Genomic DNA, 15490 nt, shown 5'->3' on the forward strand with positions numbered 1-15490 from the left:
AACCGGTGGGAGGCTTGCAGGGCACTAGGCTGATGTGTGGGCCCGCCCGTGGAGAACTCCGGAGTGCCAGTTGAATCTGCGCTACACCGCCAACCGAGCCGTCGTCGTCTGCAACCAGTGCGATGGGCAGCCTGTTCTACCGACGCACGACGAGGACACCGACCCCCGGCGCTGCGTACGCTGCCAGGGCGAGCACCGCTGGCTCCCTCAGCCTCACCCGGCGGACCACCTGTGCAAGGTGTGCAAGCGGGAGTGCCCCAGCTGCCAGGCCCCCACCCCCAATGGCGAGCGATGCCGATCCTGCAAGAGCGTCTGCCGTACCTGCTCGGCTCCGCTGCCAGAGCGGCCTGAGTACGCGTCCGGCATCACTCACATCGAACCCGCCCGCCGCAAAGACTGTCGCCACAAGTGGACGCGCACCTACTTCCCCCGCTCCTGGGACTGGGACCGCTGCGAGGCGTGCAAGGCCGCCGGGATCGCCACCACGCCGTCGACCAACCCGGTACGCACCGTTCTGGCCGCGCTGCCCGACAAACTCCTCCAGGCATGCAACGGCAACATCTCGCCCACCGTCATCGACACCATCCAGGCCGAACTCCAGTGGCACACTCCCCAGCGGCTCGCCAACCGCATCGAACGCCGATGGTGGCGGAGTTGGGCCAGCCGCCCACTTACCCACAAAGCCGATGCGCGGCACCAGGGCTACGGCCCCGACGACATCGCGGCCTGGCTGCTCGCACCCACCGACTGCGCTGGCCGGTGCGAGGACGGGTGGCACCTGGCATCGCCTGATCGACCCGATCGGGACGACGTGCCCTGCCGGATCTGCCAAGGCGGACAGCTGCTGCGGCCCGACCACGACGAGACTGGCAGCGAGGATGAGCCGTCATCGGCCGCGGACCGCACCATCACCGAAGCTGTGAACTATCGCCCACCGGTGGGCGAGTGCTCGGGCAAGGGCGGCTCCTGCGGCCGTCCCGTCACACCGCCGCACACCTGGTGCCCTGAGTGCCTGGACTGGCCGTGGTGCGCCTGCCAGCGCCGCCGCTACAACCCCACGACAGCCTCTGTCTGCACGTCGTGCACACCACGATGAGATAGAGCTCGCGACGGCTGCCCCGCATCCCGGCCGGCGCAGGCTGCTTCCGCAAGGCCGGCGTGGCGAGGGACGTCGCCGATCGGACACTGCTACTGCTGAAATCACGCCAAAGATCACCAATGGCTCATTGTCGTCGCCGCTCAATGCCACGGTGTCACCACCGGGCGGCGTTCGGCTCGGCGCCCAATGACGCAGGGAGCGGCATGAAGCTGAGTGATGATCAGGACTGGCGTGAACCATCGGGCGACGCCGACATGCCCTCGCCCTGGCCCGAACTCGACGAGCACCTCCACCTACGCCCCGGTCACCTCATCGGCATCGGCGCCCCGGCCGACAGCCGGGAGGCCGAAGTCGGGTACGACCTGGCGCTGCACACCGCCGCCCGAGGTGAACACACCCTGCTGTACGCACCGGAACTCACGTCCCGCAATGCCGTGCCGAACCTGGAAATCCGCCGCAGAGGTCTGAGTCTCCAGAACATCGAAGCCGTCCTCGAGTCCCGCGCCTCCACCAACAGCCCGGTCAAACTCGTCGTCATCGACCACTTCACTCTGATGGAGACGGACGACGAAGAACTCGTCCACCACCCTGAGCAAGCAGCTGACCTGGGCCGTCGGCTGAAGATGCTCGCCTCACGTGTGCCGATCGTCGTCATGGCGCGACTGACGGCCCACACCGAAGACCTCGACCCGCTGGAGCCCCGCCACCTAGGTCTCGCCCACGAGCTGGAGTACGACGCAGACACCCTGTTGCTCATGCACCGTACTGGCCCACGCCATGTCGCCGTCCTCATCGCCAAGGACCGGTATTCCTACGCACCCCGGAAGGCTGCCTTCACCTGGTGAACAGCATCACCCCACGATGAGATGCTCGGTTTTGCGAAGGTGTTCCCGCCCCAGCTCGGCAACCAATCCGCCCCCGCCGCCTTTCGGACGACATCAGATCGAACTGATCTCTGAGTGCCAAGCCGGTTCCGCACACTGAGCAGCCACCAGCACAATCCGGGTGGTCCAATAGCGGTGACAGGCAACGCTGAGTGGCAGAGGAGCAGGATGACCCAACCCTCCAGCCGCTCGGATCACGGCCTTACCCCCGCGCCCGTGGCGGATCCCGCCCGCATTGCCCTTCAAAACGCCCGGGCAGACGCACGGCGCAGACGGCTTCGGCCACCGACCTCTGCGTCCAAGCGACTCCGCTGGCGGGGGAGTCCTACCCCGCTCCCGCTGAGCACCGTGCTGCTGGAGCTGGCGAATCGACACTGGCCCACCACCCTCACCAAACCCGCAGCCGTGACTCAATGGACGGCCCTGGTCGGCGAAACCGTGGCCAAACACCTCGTCGCGATCGACTTCGACGCCAAGGCCAGGACCCTGTTTGTGCGCGCGGCGTCGAAGGCCTGGGCTATCCAAGGGCGCCTATTAGCCCCCAAGCTTCTGCAGAGGCTCAATACTCTGCTCGGGCAAAGCGCCGTACATCGCATCCACATTGCCGAAGGTGCAACGAGCTCACGGGCAGAGACAGTGGGCACCGGCGTACTGCCCCAGCTGCGAGCCTCCACCGCACCGAGCCCCACCCAGGACCGCGTCCGAAACCAGCACAGCACCGATCCACAGCTCGCAGCCGCACTCGAACGCCAGGCCCGACACGCGGTGCAGGAACTCGCAGGCGTCTTCCCCCGGCCAGAGGCCGTCCCGGAACAAGGCAGAGAACACCTCGTACATGCCCGCGCACTTGCACGGGCGCGCAGCCGGCAGACCGGCAAAGACGCACCATTCGTGCACCGGGACGGCACACGCTGACTACGCTGACAGGCGTACCAGGAGGGGCGCTGGACCTGCCCCATCGTCGTAAGAGCGGGGGACAACACAGTGGCCGAGGACAAGACCGAACCTGGCTCCCCGCACCACGACATCCAGGCAGAGCAAGCCGTTCTGCGCGCGATGATGGTCTCCGAGAAGGCAATCGCCGACATCGTCGAGATCCTCCACCCCGACGACTTCTATCGGCCCGCGCACGAACTGATCTACACCACCATCCTCGACCTGTACGGCCGCAAGGAGAACCACGACGCTATCGCCGTCGGCACGCAACTCGCCGCAAGGGAACAACTACACAAAGCCGGCGGAAACGACTACATCACCACGCTCGCCCAAGGTGACCGCCGCACATCCTGGGGCAAGCACGCCGAACGCATTCGGGCGCTCGCCACCCTCCGGCGAACGGCAGAGGCCGCGTTGCACATCGACAACCTGGCCAGTGAAGGCACGGCAGAAAGCGCAGACCGCATCGCCGACGCGGCGCAAGCCGAGATCTTTGCAGCCACCGCCCGCCGCTGCCACGGCATTCTCCCCACCTATTCACTCGGCGAAGTGATGGAGGAGACCCTCGATGAGGTCGAAGCCATCGCAACCGGCCTGGTCCACGGACAGCTCACGGGTGTGCCCACCGGCTTCACGGACCTCGACTCCCTCACCGGCGGCCTGCACCCAGGGCAGTTGATCGTCCTCGCTGCACGGCCGGCAATGGGCAAGTCGACCCTCGCCCTGGACTTCCTCCGGGCAGCCTGTATAAAGAGCGATCTCCCCGGTGTGGTGTTCACCCGCGAACTCAGCCGGACCGAAGTCGGTATGCGGTTGTGCTCCGCCGAGGCACGGGTGGCACTGCACCATATGCGCTCCGGAATGATGACGGACGAGGACTGGACGCGCCTGGCCCGGCGCATGCCCGACATCTCCTCCGCCCCCCTCTACATCCAGGACGACGCGTACGCCACGTTCACCGACCTGCGCGCCCATTGCCGACGGCTGCACAGCCAAAGTGACATTCGACTGATCGTCGTGGACGCCCTGCACCTTCTGACCTATGGCACCAGGCCCTTCTCCTCGCGATACGAAGAGATCTCCGAAATCTCGCGCTGCCTGAAACTTCTGGCCAAGGAACTGGGTGTCCCCATCGTCGCCATCTCCCAGCTCAACCGGGGGCCAGAACAGCGCATCGACAAAAAACCGCAGCTCAGCGACCTAAGGGACTCGGGAGCCCTGGAGGACAACGCCGACGTCGTCATCCTCCTCCACCGCGAAGACGCCTACGAGAAGGCATCGCCCCGCGCCGGCGAGGCAGACCTCATCGTCGCCAAGCACCGCAACGGCCCGACCGCAACAATCACCGTCGCTTTCCAAGGCCACTATTCGCGCTTCGTCGACATGGCACAGACGCCGCCAGCACGACGTTCACAAGAGAACGCCTCACAGGAAAACGACGAAAAGGCCCAACAATGAATTGAGAGAATGGCGGAGGAGCGGACGCGCCCTCTCCGCCACGACGGTCACGACGGCGGATTGGAGGACGATGAAGGCCACGAGGGGACCATCGGTCAGGTGCCAAACTACGGTCGCATCAAGCCGAGCCGGACGCCCACGACTCGATCCGTGCTGTATGCAGCCGCTTGCAGGCAGACCGGAAACCGGCAGCTCGGCGGCAAGGGACGCCGGGGGGTGAACCACACGCTGGACAGGCTGCTTCGCGCATCACGGCGTAGCGGTCGACACTGGCTCGAACGGGAAAGGCCGGGATCGCCGGACGAGCCGCAGGATTCTCCGGCGGCCCCGGGGTGAAAGCGCGAGGCCGGCCAGCCAGCATCATTTGCCCCGTACGGGCCTCGTTGGACATCAGGCACGTCTGCCTGTGCTCGATACGAACAGCATTGACTGTCGACGGCGCAAGCGCAGCCACGCCTTGTTCATCAACACACCAGCGCAACGCCGCAGGAACCACGTTCCCGGGTACCAGGGCTGCGTTCAGCACCACCCAGCCGCGGGGCTGGAGAGGGTATTGCTGGACCAGAGCCTGGCAATCGGAACACCGCGCGGCCCGCCCTCGTTCCGCCGGCCAATGGGCGGCGCGCGGTACTGGCTGTCCTTCGGGAGCATTCCACAGCACCATTGGCAGCTGAAATTCCCTTCGAATGGGCCGCTCAACGACGCGCCAGCGGGGACGGTGCGCTTGATCAGCCAAACGAGCCCCCTGATGGATCACCGCCTGGCCCGTCCGGTGCCAGGTGCCCGGGGGCGAGGCAGCCCCAACGAGTCCGGCTCGACGAGGCGGCATTGCCTCGGTCAGACGATCCACGCATGTGCTTCGTGCAGCGCTGCAGGCGGGAACAATGCCCCGAATCCTCACCAGAGGGCAAGCCATAGCCATACGTTGAACAGGACGTAGAGCGCTCCGAGGGAGAGTGGTGCCGGCACGGCGGCGGCCAACCGCAACGTGTTGTGGCGTCGCCGCCACGGCAGGAGCCAGCTGACCAGCAGTAATCCAAAGGGGACGACGAGCCCATAGCCGCACACCTTGAAGATGAGCGAAAAGGTTGGTTCGTTGCGGTCGCTGTGGCACTCGTTGCCGCACACGACAGAAGTGATGATGGCGAGCCAATAGAGCAGGAATCCCCCGACCAGAGTCACGGCGGTCGAGATCGCCGGGGCGACTACCGCCTTGGGCTCACGGTCACCGTCCGTCGGGCGTCTCGGCTCGGCTCCGTACGGGTACGGCATCTGTTCCATGTACAGCAGCCAACACTCCGCCCCACCCGCACGCATGAGTCCGGGTACTCAACCCTCGTGCATCACACGCGCATCGGCGTAGCCGAGCGCCGGCGAGCAGAGCATGGTCATCATGGCCTGATGATGTGTTGGATGCGCTGCTACTGGAAAGAGGAAGACACCTGGTTCTTCTTCGAGATCGATGCCGAGGGCTGGGTGACTCGGCAGGTCGAGCTGCATGGGTCCGAACAGAACCCGCGCGCGGCGGCATCCCTGAGCGAATGGCAGCAGGCACGGGATGCCGGAGCACTGGCCGACTACGAGAAGGAGTACGGACTCACCGCGGAGCTGCCTGTTTCGGAGTGGGAAGGCCATGACCCGGAGCAGCTGACCCAGGAGGAGTTCGACGAAGTCTGGGACATCGCCCGGCAGAGCATCGCAGCCCGGCTTCGTTGATGCACTGGTGCGTGCGGGTGGGGACGCGGGCTGCGCCGGGCAGGCCTCTGCTCGGGCTGGCAGGCCTGTGCCAGGGACACACCGCTCGCGGATCGAGGTGCGGTTCGTGCGGAGCCATGCAGTCAGTGGCGATGGTGGCCCCGAGCACCTCGCAAACGCACGCCTTGTTGCAGCCTCCTGTTCCAAGTGGTCCGCAGCCCCTGGTCCCGCTGGGGTCTCCGGCGATCAGTCACCTTGCGGGGCTGAGGATCCGCTGCTCGGCAGAGTGTCGGTGATGAACTGCTCGAACTTGGGGGATTCCACGATCTCGGTGACGATCGCTTGCACCAGGACGTCGTTGGCCTGCCGGGATGTCGAGAGACCGCGGTAGATGAGAAAGATCATGGGAAGGGCCAGTAGGGCCCATGCCCCCTCGACCAGGACAGCTGCTACCCCACTCAGGACGATGCCCGCGGCCCCCACGTTCACCTTGAGATCGGACTCGGTGGCCAGGCGGTCGTAGTCCCCGTACAGGTCCTTGTCAGCCCCATATAGACGCGTCCGCATCTGTGGCAGATCGAGGACAAGAGTTACGAAGCCCTCCTCCGCCTCCGGGCCAGCCTTAAAATCCGTGCCGAGCCTGTCCCCTACGTAGCGTTGAAGCGTTTCCGCAGAGGGGTTTGTTAGCTCAGCTCGCCTGGCAACCACTCGAGCCTCGTGAAGCTTCGATGCCTTGATCACTGCCATGATGGTGTCGGCATCCAGATCCGTATCATCCGCCATGGGAGGGCCTTCGAAAGTGAGGCGACTAAGGCCTCCGAGGCGCCGTCGCCGCAACCGATCCCGGGCACTCTGGACAAGGCGGTTTACGGCTACGGCCGGCACCTCCAGAACGCTGCCCACCAGGTAGGCGACGAAGGTCGCGGCTGCCAGGGCGGCCGGCTTTCCCATCCAGTTCACCACCTCGTAGAACAGCCTGAGCGGGTCTTGGGCTTCGTCCTTCGTGGGCAGCTGGTTGCCGACGAGGAGGAACAGGGTCAGCAGGTAGATGTAGCCGGTCGCCAGGGGGGGTGCGAAGTTCCCGGATGCCGGGCAGCAGGGATGCGAGCACACGATCATGGTTGTTCGTGCGGTGTCCGCACGAGCCAGGGACACGCGCGTCTTCATCGTCTGCGGCGAAGCTTGCACTGTGCACGTTGTGCTTCGTCACGGCGTGGCCATCGTGCTGGCGGCACTCGTACCTGAGCGGCGCCCTCATCGACGCCGGTTCTCCCATCGGAGACACCTCAGGCCCTGACAAGCCATCTCAATTGGTGAGTCTTCGGTAGCAGGCGAGGTTGGTGAAGGCTAAGAAGTGCTCGGCCTTGCGCTCGTAGCGGCGGTGGAGGCGGCAGCTAGCGAGCCAGACCATGGTCCGTTCGGTCGCCCGACGATGCCGACCAAGCCGCTGCGGTGTCTCGACATCCTTGCGGGCGATGCAGTGCCGGATTCCGCGTCGCGACAGCCAACCTGCGAGCGGAGCGGCCAGCCGCTACGCGGAGCCGTCACAGCAGCGTCCGACGTGAAGGGTCGGGGTACGGCTACGAGCGGCTGACCTGCATCTATTGAGGGTCGTTGCTGGGTGCGGGCCGGAAGGGTTGACGAACACCGAGCTCGTCTGGGACTCACTCCTTAGTACCGAGGTGAAGAGTCTCCGGCGAGTTCGCGCTCTTGCCGGGCCTCCCAGCCCCCTGCACGGTGTGGTGCAACACCGGACAAACTGTAGGGGGACTCGTTGGCCGGCAACACTACACCCGCACCCCGAACCCGAGACCTCGCTCGCATCTTCCGCCACTGGCGCGGGCGCGCCCTTCTTGCATGGGCCCAGCTCCTCCAGCGGACCGTGGCAGGCAAAGCCCACTACACACAGCACGTGGCTCGCAGGAACCGGGCTATTCGTTCAGCCCACGCCCACGGCATCGACAAGGCAACACTCGCCAACGCCCTCCGCGTCAGTACAGCAACCGTGGGGCAGGCCCTGAAGGGCGAGACCACCAGCGAATAGCCCCGCACGAAGGAACCCAGCCCGCTACGCCCCGCCCACCTAGCGGCGGGGCGATAGGTTGAGCAAGACCCGACCCGCCCCACCTCGCCCAGGACGGTCCCGGTGAGCGAAGCCCCCGCCGACTACAGCAACGGCGTCGACCCCGAACGCGCCCTCAAATACGCGCTCCAGCACATCCGCGGCGACCGCGCCGAGATCATCGAAGGGGTCATCGAGCCGGTGTCGCCGACCTGGGACCATGAAGCCGCGGCCGAGACGATCCGCGACCAGATCCGCGCCCGCGCCCGGGAACTCGACTGCGTCACCGGCTCCGGCAACCTCGACCTGCCCGGCTCCTCCAACTGGTACCTGCCCGATATCGCGGTGGTGCCGTCCGCGGCCGCGAAGGGTGCCGGCGCGCTGCTCCCGTCGGACACCCTGCTCGTCGTCGAGGTCACCAGCGAGTCCAACGCGGAGACCGACCGAGTCGTCAAGCGCAAGCGGTACGCGGAGTATGGGGCGCCCCTCTACCTCCTCGTCGACCGACTGGAGCGCAGCGTCACCCTGTACTCCGAGCCCGGCCAGCTCGGCTACACCCGCGCCGACGGCCCCCACCTCTACGGCACCACCATCCGCCTCCCGGAGCCGTTCAGCCTCGACCTGGGCACCAGCAGCCTCTGAGCGACATAGGTGTGGACGAGTAGTTCTCGCACCACCGTCGGGGTCTTCAGTGTCTTCGCCGTTGAGGAGAAGACGGCCGCTCCCCGTCCCAGCCACAGCCCCACGCGGGCCTCCGCTCGGATGCCGACTTCCGGCTGGACCCGCATACACCCGGCATCCTCACCCTCCCTCTGCCTCACCGAGGGACGCGAACGCAACGGTCGCACCGATCGGGAATTCGCTGTTCAGCACTCGTGCGCGGAGCCCCTCTGCCCCGCGTCTTCCACGAAAAACTCAGCAGGCAGACCTACCGCATCCCACCCGCCCGGACAACACCGTCACCTCGATCGCGAAGCTGCTCGGGGTCGCCTGGACGACGCTGTACAAGTACGTACCCGAACTCAAGGCAGGGCGGGCCTCGCTCGTGGCCAGGCCAGAGAATCAGATTCTTCCGGCGCTGTGGAGCTAAGCCACCGCCATTTCTCGATGGCGGTCCGCAGTAGAAATCGGAGTCTTCGGCACTGTTATGACTGTGAGGGGCCAGGCCCAGACGGGCCTGGCCCCTCACAGTGAGCGGTACGCGTTGCAGCGCGTACCGCTAGGTTCTGCGTCAGTGCCAGGTTGTGCACCCGTAGCTGAGAACGCAGGGCACGGCCGTAGAGGCGTGCCAAGAACCTGTGCCTTCAGCCTTGCAACTCAGGCCGCACGGTTACAAGCGCGATCAGGATGCCGGTGCAACAAAAACTCTTACCAGTTGCCACCGACACCGGCGACGGCTCGAAGCCTGCAGGTCAGAGTGATTTCCCTTTTCTATAGGACGCAGTCTCGGCTCCCGGGGCTTAGTCGTACGGGGGTACGTATGAAACAACGGGAGCGGACCTTCGCGATCTAGTGCCAACATGCTCAAAAGGCGATTGCAGTCGCTTAGTTGGTTGTGCACCCGTAGGCCGTCTCCGTGACATCAGGAGGCGGCGCTCGATCAAGGAGCCGCATGAAGAAGAACCATTGGCACCGCCCGTGTGTCATATCCACTCAGGATCCTTCCGTCGGTCTGACCGGTACAGAATGCGTACTGATCATCGTGGTCACCATCATTGGGGCGCTCTTGACGCTTCAGGGCATGCCGGTCGGCACCATTGCTGAGGTGCTGATCGGGGGAGGCCTCGTCGGCCACCGCCTCACTCAGCGCGAAGCACTCCCGCAAAGCGTCTGAGGGAGGGGCCCTGGGACGTCCGGAAACCCCCATCGCCACTCCAGACCTGGCAATGCGGAGGCTTGCGGAGTGGCTGCGCAAGCAGCGTGAAGACGCTCGGATCACCTACGCCGAGATGGCCGAACAGACGGTGTTCAGCGTGGCGACACTCTCACGCGCTACGACCGGAGAGCGGATCCCGAAACTGCCCGTCGTTGAGGCGTACGCCCGTGCGTGCGGAGCCTCTGCTGCCAAAGAAGCTCGCCGACTATGGCGCGTCGCGCGATACAGCGAATACCGCCAGACGCACCCTCGGAGCAATGCGCTCCCCCTGGACCTGGTCCGCGAGCCCGCGGACATGGTCACGGCTCTGCAGCACCTCTACTACAGGGCAGGTGCGATGCCCATCGATGAGATGGAGCGTCGCGCCGGCGGCCATGGCGAGCTGCCGCACACCACGCTATTGCGGATAGTGAACGGCCTGACCATCCTCTCCAGGCCGTAACTGGGAGCCTTCCTCAAAGTCTGCGAGGTACCGCCCTCGGAGTACACACAGTGGACACGGGCCTGGTTGTGCGCATGGCGCCATCGTGAGCTCGATCGCGGACCACGCGTCTCCGATTACGAGACAGCGCACGACCAGCAAGGGCTGCGTGAACAGGTGCAGTCGTGGCCGGGTCCCGAGATCACAAACGTACGAGTTGTCACCGATGGTCGATCTCGGACATACAAGAGGTCATCGGCTGAGGAGGGACACTTGGAGGCCAGCTAGCCGAAGTCGCTTTCGTGGTCATGCCCCGGGCTCCAAGGCGCACCTGCCTTGGAGCCCACGGGTTGTTGCGTTGCTTACACAACCGTGTGCCTTGCTGCCTGGAGACACACGACGTCACGGCCAGCGGCAACACTATGACGCTGGCGGGCGGTCAGAAACTGCCGTAAGACCCGGATGGGTGAGGTTATCCGGAGTGCACCAGGCCGCGCCCGGCGCGCGGGGCAGGACGAGAGCGGATCGCCGGAAGGGCCGGCGAACGGGAGGGGATCAGCATGCCGCGGCTGTCGCACCTGGGGGATACGGCCTCGACCTATGCCGGTCAGGCCGCCGGTCGTACTGGGGAGGAGAAGCACGTCGACGCGATCGGCGAGGGTCTGGCCGCTATCCCCTATGCGCTGCTGGAGGTCGCCGACGCGATCCGCGAGCAGACTGAAACCCAGCAGCATTAGCCGCCCGCGCCGCACCAGGCCCCGGAGACACCCGTCTCCGGGGCCTGGCCGCGTTTTCGCGGAAGGTTGCGCGGCTTGGGGCGGATGCTGTAGCGGCCAGGACCCTGACCGGCGCTAGACCGTCAGCCGCCTTCGACGTCTGCGTACCGCCGGAGAAGTGCACCACGGTCAGAGCGCAGGCATGCGCTAGGCGGAAAGCCGCTGGTCGGGTGTTACGCGGCTTGCCCTTGGGTCTGGTAGGGCGCGCGGGAGGGGGAATTGCGCGCCCAGGGTACTCGCGGCGCATGGCCGACGGCGTAGCGGCGCGGCCAGGCCGATTCAAACTCTCGCGAAACTCCCCTCCGCGCGGCACCGCACGGCCCACTCCAAGAACCCGAGGCCGCAAAGTCGCAGGTCAGATGACCGAAGCGGGGGCGGTGAATGGTAAATGCTGATGGGGCATCAGCGGCGGATGGCGAATTCGCGAGAACTCGAATCCGCCGCCGGCACGGTGCAGTCTCCTCTCTGCCGGAGGCGCCACCGGGCTCGGACCAGCGGACTTGCGGGGCTAACTCCCCGCCGGGCCAAGGTCTGTTCAACCAATTCACCGCATGCCGCAGCACGCATCAGAAGCAAAGGTTTGCCATGTCCACCACAATTGACCCCAGCCCGCAGACGCATGGGACGTCGACGGACTCGACCGTTCCCGTGGCCCCTCCGCCCACGGCTGTCAGCGGCCGGGAGGCCCCGCTGTTCTCCCAGCACGCCGCCATCGTCCTGGTGATGGCCGCCATCTTCGGCGGCCTCGCCGGCGCCCTCACCTTTTGGAAGAGCCACTCCATCGCCGAGGCCGCGCTCGCCGGACTGGCCGCAGCTGGCGTGAGCATTCCGGTACTGCACAAACTCATTGGATGAACGGTGGGGAGGAGACCTCGGTCTCCTCCCCACCCCCTCTCCTCCGGGGCCACATCGGCTACAGACCGGCTTCAATCTGTGGTCCGCTGCAGGGCCAGCGGCGATGCCGCACTCGCCTTGCAGCAGGCCGGGAAGCTGTAGAACCTCCCATCAACGCATGGCGGCGTATACGCCGAAGGGGCCGGACGAACTATGCGGCCCTTCGGCGTATACGGAGCTCGACGCCGCCTACCTCGGGCAGGCCCGAAGCGCCGGGCGGGGGTGTATGCAACGGCACGAGCCCTACCACGACACCTTGGCCCGCTCGCCGTCTAGCGCTGTGTCCAGCAAGGCCTAGTGCGAGCCGGTCCGGCGCACCCTGGACGAGCGGGTGGCCCGGGTGCTCCAGAGCTTGCCGGCCGGGCCGTTCACGCTGCTGTGGACGCCAGTTTGGGCGGGGGAGGCGGTCTCTCACACCCATGGGCATAGCGTCGGCGGCAGATCCGCTTCCGATGGCCGGGGAGAGGCCGGGGCTCATTGCCCTTCGCACGTCGGTGCGCTCCGGCCGCCACACCTCCCGAGGATTGCTTTGCGCTACACCGGTTCGTACGCGACGTCGGTGTCCTCGCAGCCGGTGGCGAGGTCGCGGAGGGTGTCGCGCTCGGCCCGGTCGACGGTCAGTGCCCACCGGAGCTTGGCGGCCGTCCAGTCGCCGCTGTACGAGCAGGCTGCTCCCCCCCGGTGGACAGACCGGCAACGGGCCTCGCCGCCCGCCCGCTGGGCGGCGACACCCGCCGCGGTGAGCGCGTGATGACGATGACCGAGCGCGGCATGGTCGTCCCGGCCGCCGGCGGCAGCGTCCTGCGGCCCGAGCCTCTCGCAAGGTCAGCAGCGGAGCCGTTCCGCACCCGCGTCGACCACGCTGGCCACCAAGCCCAGCAAGCTGTCGTCAAGTTCGCTCATGAACTGAACAACGGTTGGCGGCAACCCATAGGTACGGCCGTGGTGCTCGACGCAGGGCGGCCACCCGAGCGCGCTGCCCCCTTGCTGTCACGCGCGCGCCGGTCTGGACGCGAGGCTTTCAAGAGTTCCCGAATTCGTCATTAATTCGCTGCTCCCAGTCTGAATTGGCCAATTCGACGTCAAGCATAAGATCTCGCCAGTCTTGTTGTGCCTCGTCCGCGGCTTCCGTGAATCGATCGACATCACCTTGACTGTACAGAAGGATGGCGGCAGCGACCCGCTCCTCTACTATTGAAATGTCGTACCCAACATCTTTGACGACTTCCTCAAGTAGCTGCACGATGGCCGCAACCTCGTCCTGGGGGAAGTCCCGTTCGATTCGGCGGATGATTCTTTTCGAAAGTGCCACAATTCTCCCTTGTGGAAACGAAACGATTGCGTGCGGTAACCGTACTTGCGCGGCTTTAATGATTCTCCCCTGCGGTGTGAAACTTGTCCACTAGTTGAGTGCCGATCCTTCCTGTTGTTCAGTTCGCCGGGGGGATCATGTAGTCACCGACTTGCCGGTATCCGGCTTTCTTCAATTGTTCAAGCTCCCGAGCGAAAATGCTCCGACCATGCCTTGGGTGGGTAAGTGTGGCGTGGTTCTGTGGCGACGCTAAGTAGACGCTACGCTTGTCCCTTATTATCGATTCCACCCATTCATTATTAATATCCATACCCCACTTGGGTACATCTAGGACGTGATGCCCGGGCCAGTCAATGGCGACCTTGGTGTCCGGCAATCTGCCTATCACTGGAATCTCGTCATCTGGAATTCGAGGACACGCCGAGAGGCCGTATGGATCAACCCAGAAATTCGGATTTGTGACGTAGGTCGCCGGGTTGCTGGCCGGTTTTAGGCCAAGTGGGTCAGGGGAAAGGTATCGTGCGACGTCGGGGTCGTAGTGGCGGTGGAAGTTGTAGTGCAGTTGCGATTCCCGGTCGAAGTATTGTCCAGGGAACCGAAGTGGTGTATATGCCGTAGCGGCGCTGTTCCAGGTGGTCTCTCTCCATAGGGTCGCCTGTGCATGCCAGGCGACTTCGCCATCCTTGGACACCAATTCAGTGGGAGACCCAACCAGGTCTGTAATGATGGCAAAGAATCTTTGGTCGATGGCTTGTTGCGAGGCTAATGCTAGGTCGGAAGTTGTTGTTTTGCGTTCAGTCTGCGTCAGGGGGGTTAGACCCTTGTGATCCCAGGTGAGAGTGATGGATTCTGGGGCGCCTGGAGTATGGGTGGATTGTTCGGTGAGGGTGGCGCCATCCCAGGTGAAGTCGGTTTGTTCCACGACCGTTGAGGCGTCGGCAGCCAAACGCTGCTTGGCTATGCGGCGGGCGAAGGGGTCGTAGAGGTAGCGCCAGGTGGTTCCGTCTGGAGTGGTGACGCTGGTCAGGCGGTCTTCTGTGTTCCAGGTGTAGTGCCAGGTGTCGGGTCTGCGGGAGAGGCGGGCTTTTTGGCGGAGGGTTACGCGACCGAGGTGGTCGTGTTCGTAGCGGGTGCGACCGGCGCGGGTAATACGGGTGCCTTCGTATGACCGTTCCCCTCGGGCTGAGGGGCTGGCGTGGTGGTCGGGCCAGGTGGCGTGGGTTTGGTTGCCGGCTTCGTCGTAGGCGTAGCTTTCGGTCCAGTTGGTGGCGTGGACGGCGGTGACGCGGCCGACGCGATCGAGGTCGAAGGTGCGGCGTCCGCTGCGGGTGTCGTCGATGGCGGTGAGGTGGCCGTCAGGGCGGTAGGCGTAGCCCCGGTGAAGGAGTCTTGTTGCCTCGGCGGCCGAGTGCGGTGAGGGGGCGGTTCCAGTGGGGGCGTTGAAGGTGCCGGTGGCTGTGGTGGTGAGGGATTGGACAGTGAGACGGCCGGTGGGGTCCCAAGTGTTGGCGAGCTGCAAGTCGTCGCCGATGGTGCGGGTGAGTTCCTGGCCTGCGGCGTCGTGGTCGAAGGTGAGGGCGTGGCCGGCGATGTCCATGGCGGTGCGGTTGCCGGCGGCGTCGTAGGTGTAGGTGGTGGTGTGGCCGGTGGGGGTGGTGCGGGAGGTGCGACGGCCCAGGGCGTCGTAGGTGAATGTCATGGCGCGGCCGTTGACCGACTCGGCGGTGACGCGGCCCAGGACGTCGCGGGTGTAGGTGACCGTGGCGTCGGGGTTGGCGGCCTGTTGAAGGTTGCCGGAGACGTCGTGGGCGTACGTGGTGATGAGGCCCGCGGCGTCCTTGGCCGTGATGCGGCCGAGGGTGTCGCGGGTGTAGGTGGTGACCTCGTCGAGGGCGTTGGTGCGGGTGGTGAGTTGGCCGGCGGGGTCGTGGGTGTAGGTGAGGGTGCGGTCGTCGAAGTCGGTCTCGGAGGCTAGGCGGCCGGCGGGGTCGTAGGCGTAGTTCCAGGTCAGGCCTTGGGGGTTGGTGACCTGGGTAAGGCGGAGTTCGGTGTCGTGGGTGAACTCGTGGCGGACGCC

At 65.5% G+C, this 15490-nt stretch carries 15 protein-coding genes and 1 pseudogene; 10 read left to right on the forward strand and 6 right to left on the reverse strand.

The features are described 5' to 3' along the window. Window positions 1–70 precede the first annotated feature (70 nt). The 4 genes from ACZ4NB_RS37745 to dnaB all read left to right on the forward strand — a co-directional run bounded on the left by ACZ4NB_RS37745 (window position 71) and on the right by dnaB (window position 4377). A complete protein-coding gene (locus tag ACZ4NB_RS37745; RefSeq protein WP_467667572.1) occupies window positions 71–1096 on the forward strand; it encodes a hypothetical protein in 1026 nt (341 codons plus the stop codon). A gap of 206 nt (window positions 1097–1302) precedes the next feature. Then, window positions 1303–1944, forward strand: a complete 642-nt coding sequence (locus tag ACZ4NB_RS37750) for a DnaB-like helicase C-terminal domain-containing protein (RefSeq protein ID WP_467667573.1) — start codon at window positions 1303–1305, stop codon at window positions 1942–1944. A gap of 387 nt (window positions 1945–2331) precedes the next feature. Then, a complete protein-coding gene (locus ACZ4NB_RS37755; RefSeq protein WP_467667574.1) occupies window positions 2332–2898 on the forward strand; it encodes a DciA family protein in 567 nt (188 codons plus the stop codon). 141 nt (window positions 2899–3039) lie between these two features. After that, a complete protein-coding gene (gene dnaB / locus ACZ4NB_RS37760) occupies window positions 3040–4377 on the forward strand; it encodes a replicative DNA helicase (protein WP_467667588.1) in 1338 nt (445 codons plus the stop codon). A 118-nt stretch (window positions 4378–4495) separates the two neighbouring features. Here dnaB and ACZ4NB_RS37765 read toward each other — a convergent pair whose 3' ends face one another. Together ACZ4NB_RS37765 and ACZ4NB_RS37770 are read right to left on the reverse strand one after the other, a co-directional pair. After that, window positions 4496–5299 carry a DUF6083 domain-containing protein gene (locus tag ACZ4NB_RS37765; RefSeq protein ID WP_467667575.1) on the reverse strand — a complete coding sequence of 268 codons (804 nt, stop codon included), beginning with the start codon at window positions 5297–5299 and terminating at the stop codon, window positions 4496–4498. Next, window positions 5275–5658: a hypothetical protein gene (locus tag ACZ4NB_RS37770; protein ID WP_467667576.1), complete on the reverse strand. Its 384-nt coding sequence runs from the start codon at window positions 5656–5658 to the stop codon at window positions 5275–5277. The genes ACZ4NB_RS37765 and ACZ4NB_RS37770 overlap by 25 nt, the downstream gene beginning before the upstream one ends. 120 nt (window positions 5659–5778) lie before the next feature. Here ACZ4NB_RS37770 and ACZ4NB_RS37775 point away from each other — a divergent pair, with 120 nt between their 5' ends. Further along, window positions 5779–6093: a hypothetical protein gene (locus tag ACZ4NB_RS37775; RefSeq protein ID WP_467667589.1), complete on the forward strand. Its 315-nt coding sequence runs from the start codon at window positions 5779–5781 to the stop codon at window positions 6091–6093. A 225-nt stretch (window positions 6094–6318) separates the two neighbouring features. On the opposite strand, the gene ACZ4NB_RS37780 is transcribed toward ACZ4NB_RS37775, so the two are convergent. Both ACZ4NB_RS37780 and ACZ4NB_RS37785 read right to left on the reverse strand, forming a co-directional pair. Then, complete coding sequence (locus ACZ4NB_RS37780; protein ID WP_467667577.1) at window positions 6319–7227, reverse strand: hypothetical protein; 909 nt, start codon at window positions 7225–7227, stop codon at window positions 6319–6321. A 151-nt stretch (window positions 7228–7378) separates the two neighbouring features. Continuing rightward, window positions 7379–7588 (reverse strand): annotated as a pseudogene (locus ACZ4NB_RS37785) (IS5/IS1182 family transposase); the annotation flags it as partial. A gap of 630 nt (window positions 7589–8218) precedes the next feature. On the opposite strand from ACZ4NB_RS37785, the gene ACZ4NB_RS37790 reads away from it, so the two are divergent. The 5 genes from ACZ4NB_RS37790 to ACZ4NB_RS37810 all read left to right on the forward strand — a co-directional run bounded on the left by ACZ4NB_RS37790 (window position 8219) and on the right by ACZ4NB_RS37810 (window position 12062). Further along, window positions 8219–8776 (forward strand): Uma2 family endonuclease, encoded by a 558-nt coding sequence (locus ACZ4NB_RS37790; RefSeq protein ID WP_467667578.1) that lies wholly within the window; start codon window positions 8219–8221, stop codon window positions 8774–8776. Window positions 8777–9746: 970 nt separating this feature from the next. After that, complete coding sequence (locus ACZ4NB_RS37795) at window positions 9747–9968, forward strand: hypothetical protein (RefSeq protein ID WP_467667579.1); 222 nt, start codon at window positions 9747–9749, stop codon at window positions 9966–9968. A gap of 52 nt (window positions 9969–10020) precedes the next feature. Next, on the forward strand, window positions 10021–10452 hold the full coding sequence (locus tag ACZ4NB_RS37800) for a helix-turn-helix domain-containing protein (protein ID WP_467667580.1): 432 nt from the start codon (window positions 10021–10023) through the stop codon (window positions 10450–10452). A gap of 539 nt (window positions 10453–10991) precedes the next feature. Continuing rightward, the gene (locus ACZ4NB_RS37805) at window positions 10992–11168 is read left to right on the forward strand and encodes a hypothetical protein (RefSeq protein WP_467667581.1); all 177 of its coding nucleotides are present in this window, start codon (window positions 10992–10994) and stop codon (window positions 11166–11168) included. Between the two features lie 624 nt (window positions 11169–11792). Then, window positions 11793–12062: a hypothetical protein gene (locus tag ACZ4NB_RS37810; RefSeq protein ID WP_467667582.1), complete on the forward strand. Its 270-nt coding sequence runs from the start codon at window positions 11793–11795 to the stop codon at window positions 12060–12062. A gap of 1060 nt (window positions 12063–13122) precedes the next feature. Here ACZ4NB_RS37810 and ACZ4NB_RS37815 read toward each other — a convergent pair. Both ACZ4NB_RS37815 and ACZ4NB_RS37820 read right to left on the reverse strand, forming a co-directional pair. After that, window positions 13123–13413, reverse strand: a complete 291-nt coding sequence (locus ACZ4NB_RS37815; RefSeq protein WP_467667583.1) for a hypothetical protein — start codon at window positions 13411–13413, stop codon at window positions 13123–13125. Between the two features lie 118 nt (window positions 13414–13531). Beyond that, window positions 13532–15490 (reverse strand): RHS repeat-associated core domain-containing protein (locus ACZ4NB_RS37820; protein WP_467667584.1); only part of this gene is annotated, 1959 nt, incomplete at its 5' end.

This window comes from Streptomyces sp. NPDC026575, assembly GCF_055567415.1.

Bases quoted from the DNA above. Each gene is read 5' to 3' on its own strand.
- ACZ4NB_RS37750 (WP_467667573.1), top strand. From the start codon at position 1,303: ATGAAGCTGAGTGATGATCAGGACTGGCGTGAACCATCGGGCGACGCC.
- dnaB (WP_467667588.1), top strand. From the start codon at position 3,040: ATGATGGTCTCCGAGAAGGCAATCGCCGACATCGTCGAGATCCTCCAC.
- ACZ4NB_RS37765 (WP_467667575.1), bottom strand. From the start codon at position 5,299: ATGGCTATGGCTTGCCCTCTGGTGAGGATTCGGGGCATTGTTCCCGCC.
- ACZ4NB_RS37770 (WP_467667576.1), bottom strand. From the start codon at position 5,658: ATGGAACAGATGCCGTACCCGTACGGAGCCGAGCCGAGACGCCCGACG.
- ACZ4NB_RS37775 (WP_467667589.1), top strand. From the start codon at position 5,779: ATGATGTGTTGGATGCGCTGCTACTGGAAAGAGGAAGACACCTGGTTC.
- ACZ4NB_RS37795 (WP_467667579.1), top strand. From the start codon at position 9,747: ATGAAGAAGAACCATTGGCACCGCCCGTGTGTCATATCCACTCAGGAT.
- ACZ4NB_RS37800 (WP_467667580.1), top strand. From the start codon at position 10,021: ATGCGGAGGCTTGCGGAGTGGCTGCGCAAGCAGCGTGAAGACGCTCGG.
- ACZ4NB_RS37805 (WP_467667581.1), top strand. From the start codon at position 10,992: ATGCCGCGGCTGTCGCACCTGGGGGATACGGCCTCGACCTATGCCGGT.
- ACZ4NB_RS37810 (WP_467667582.1), top strand. From the start codon at position 11,793: ATGTCCACCACAATTGACCCCAGCCCGCAGACGCATGGGACGTCGACG.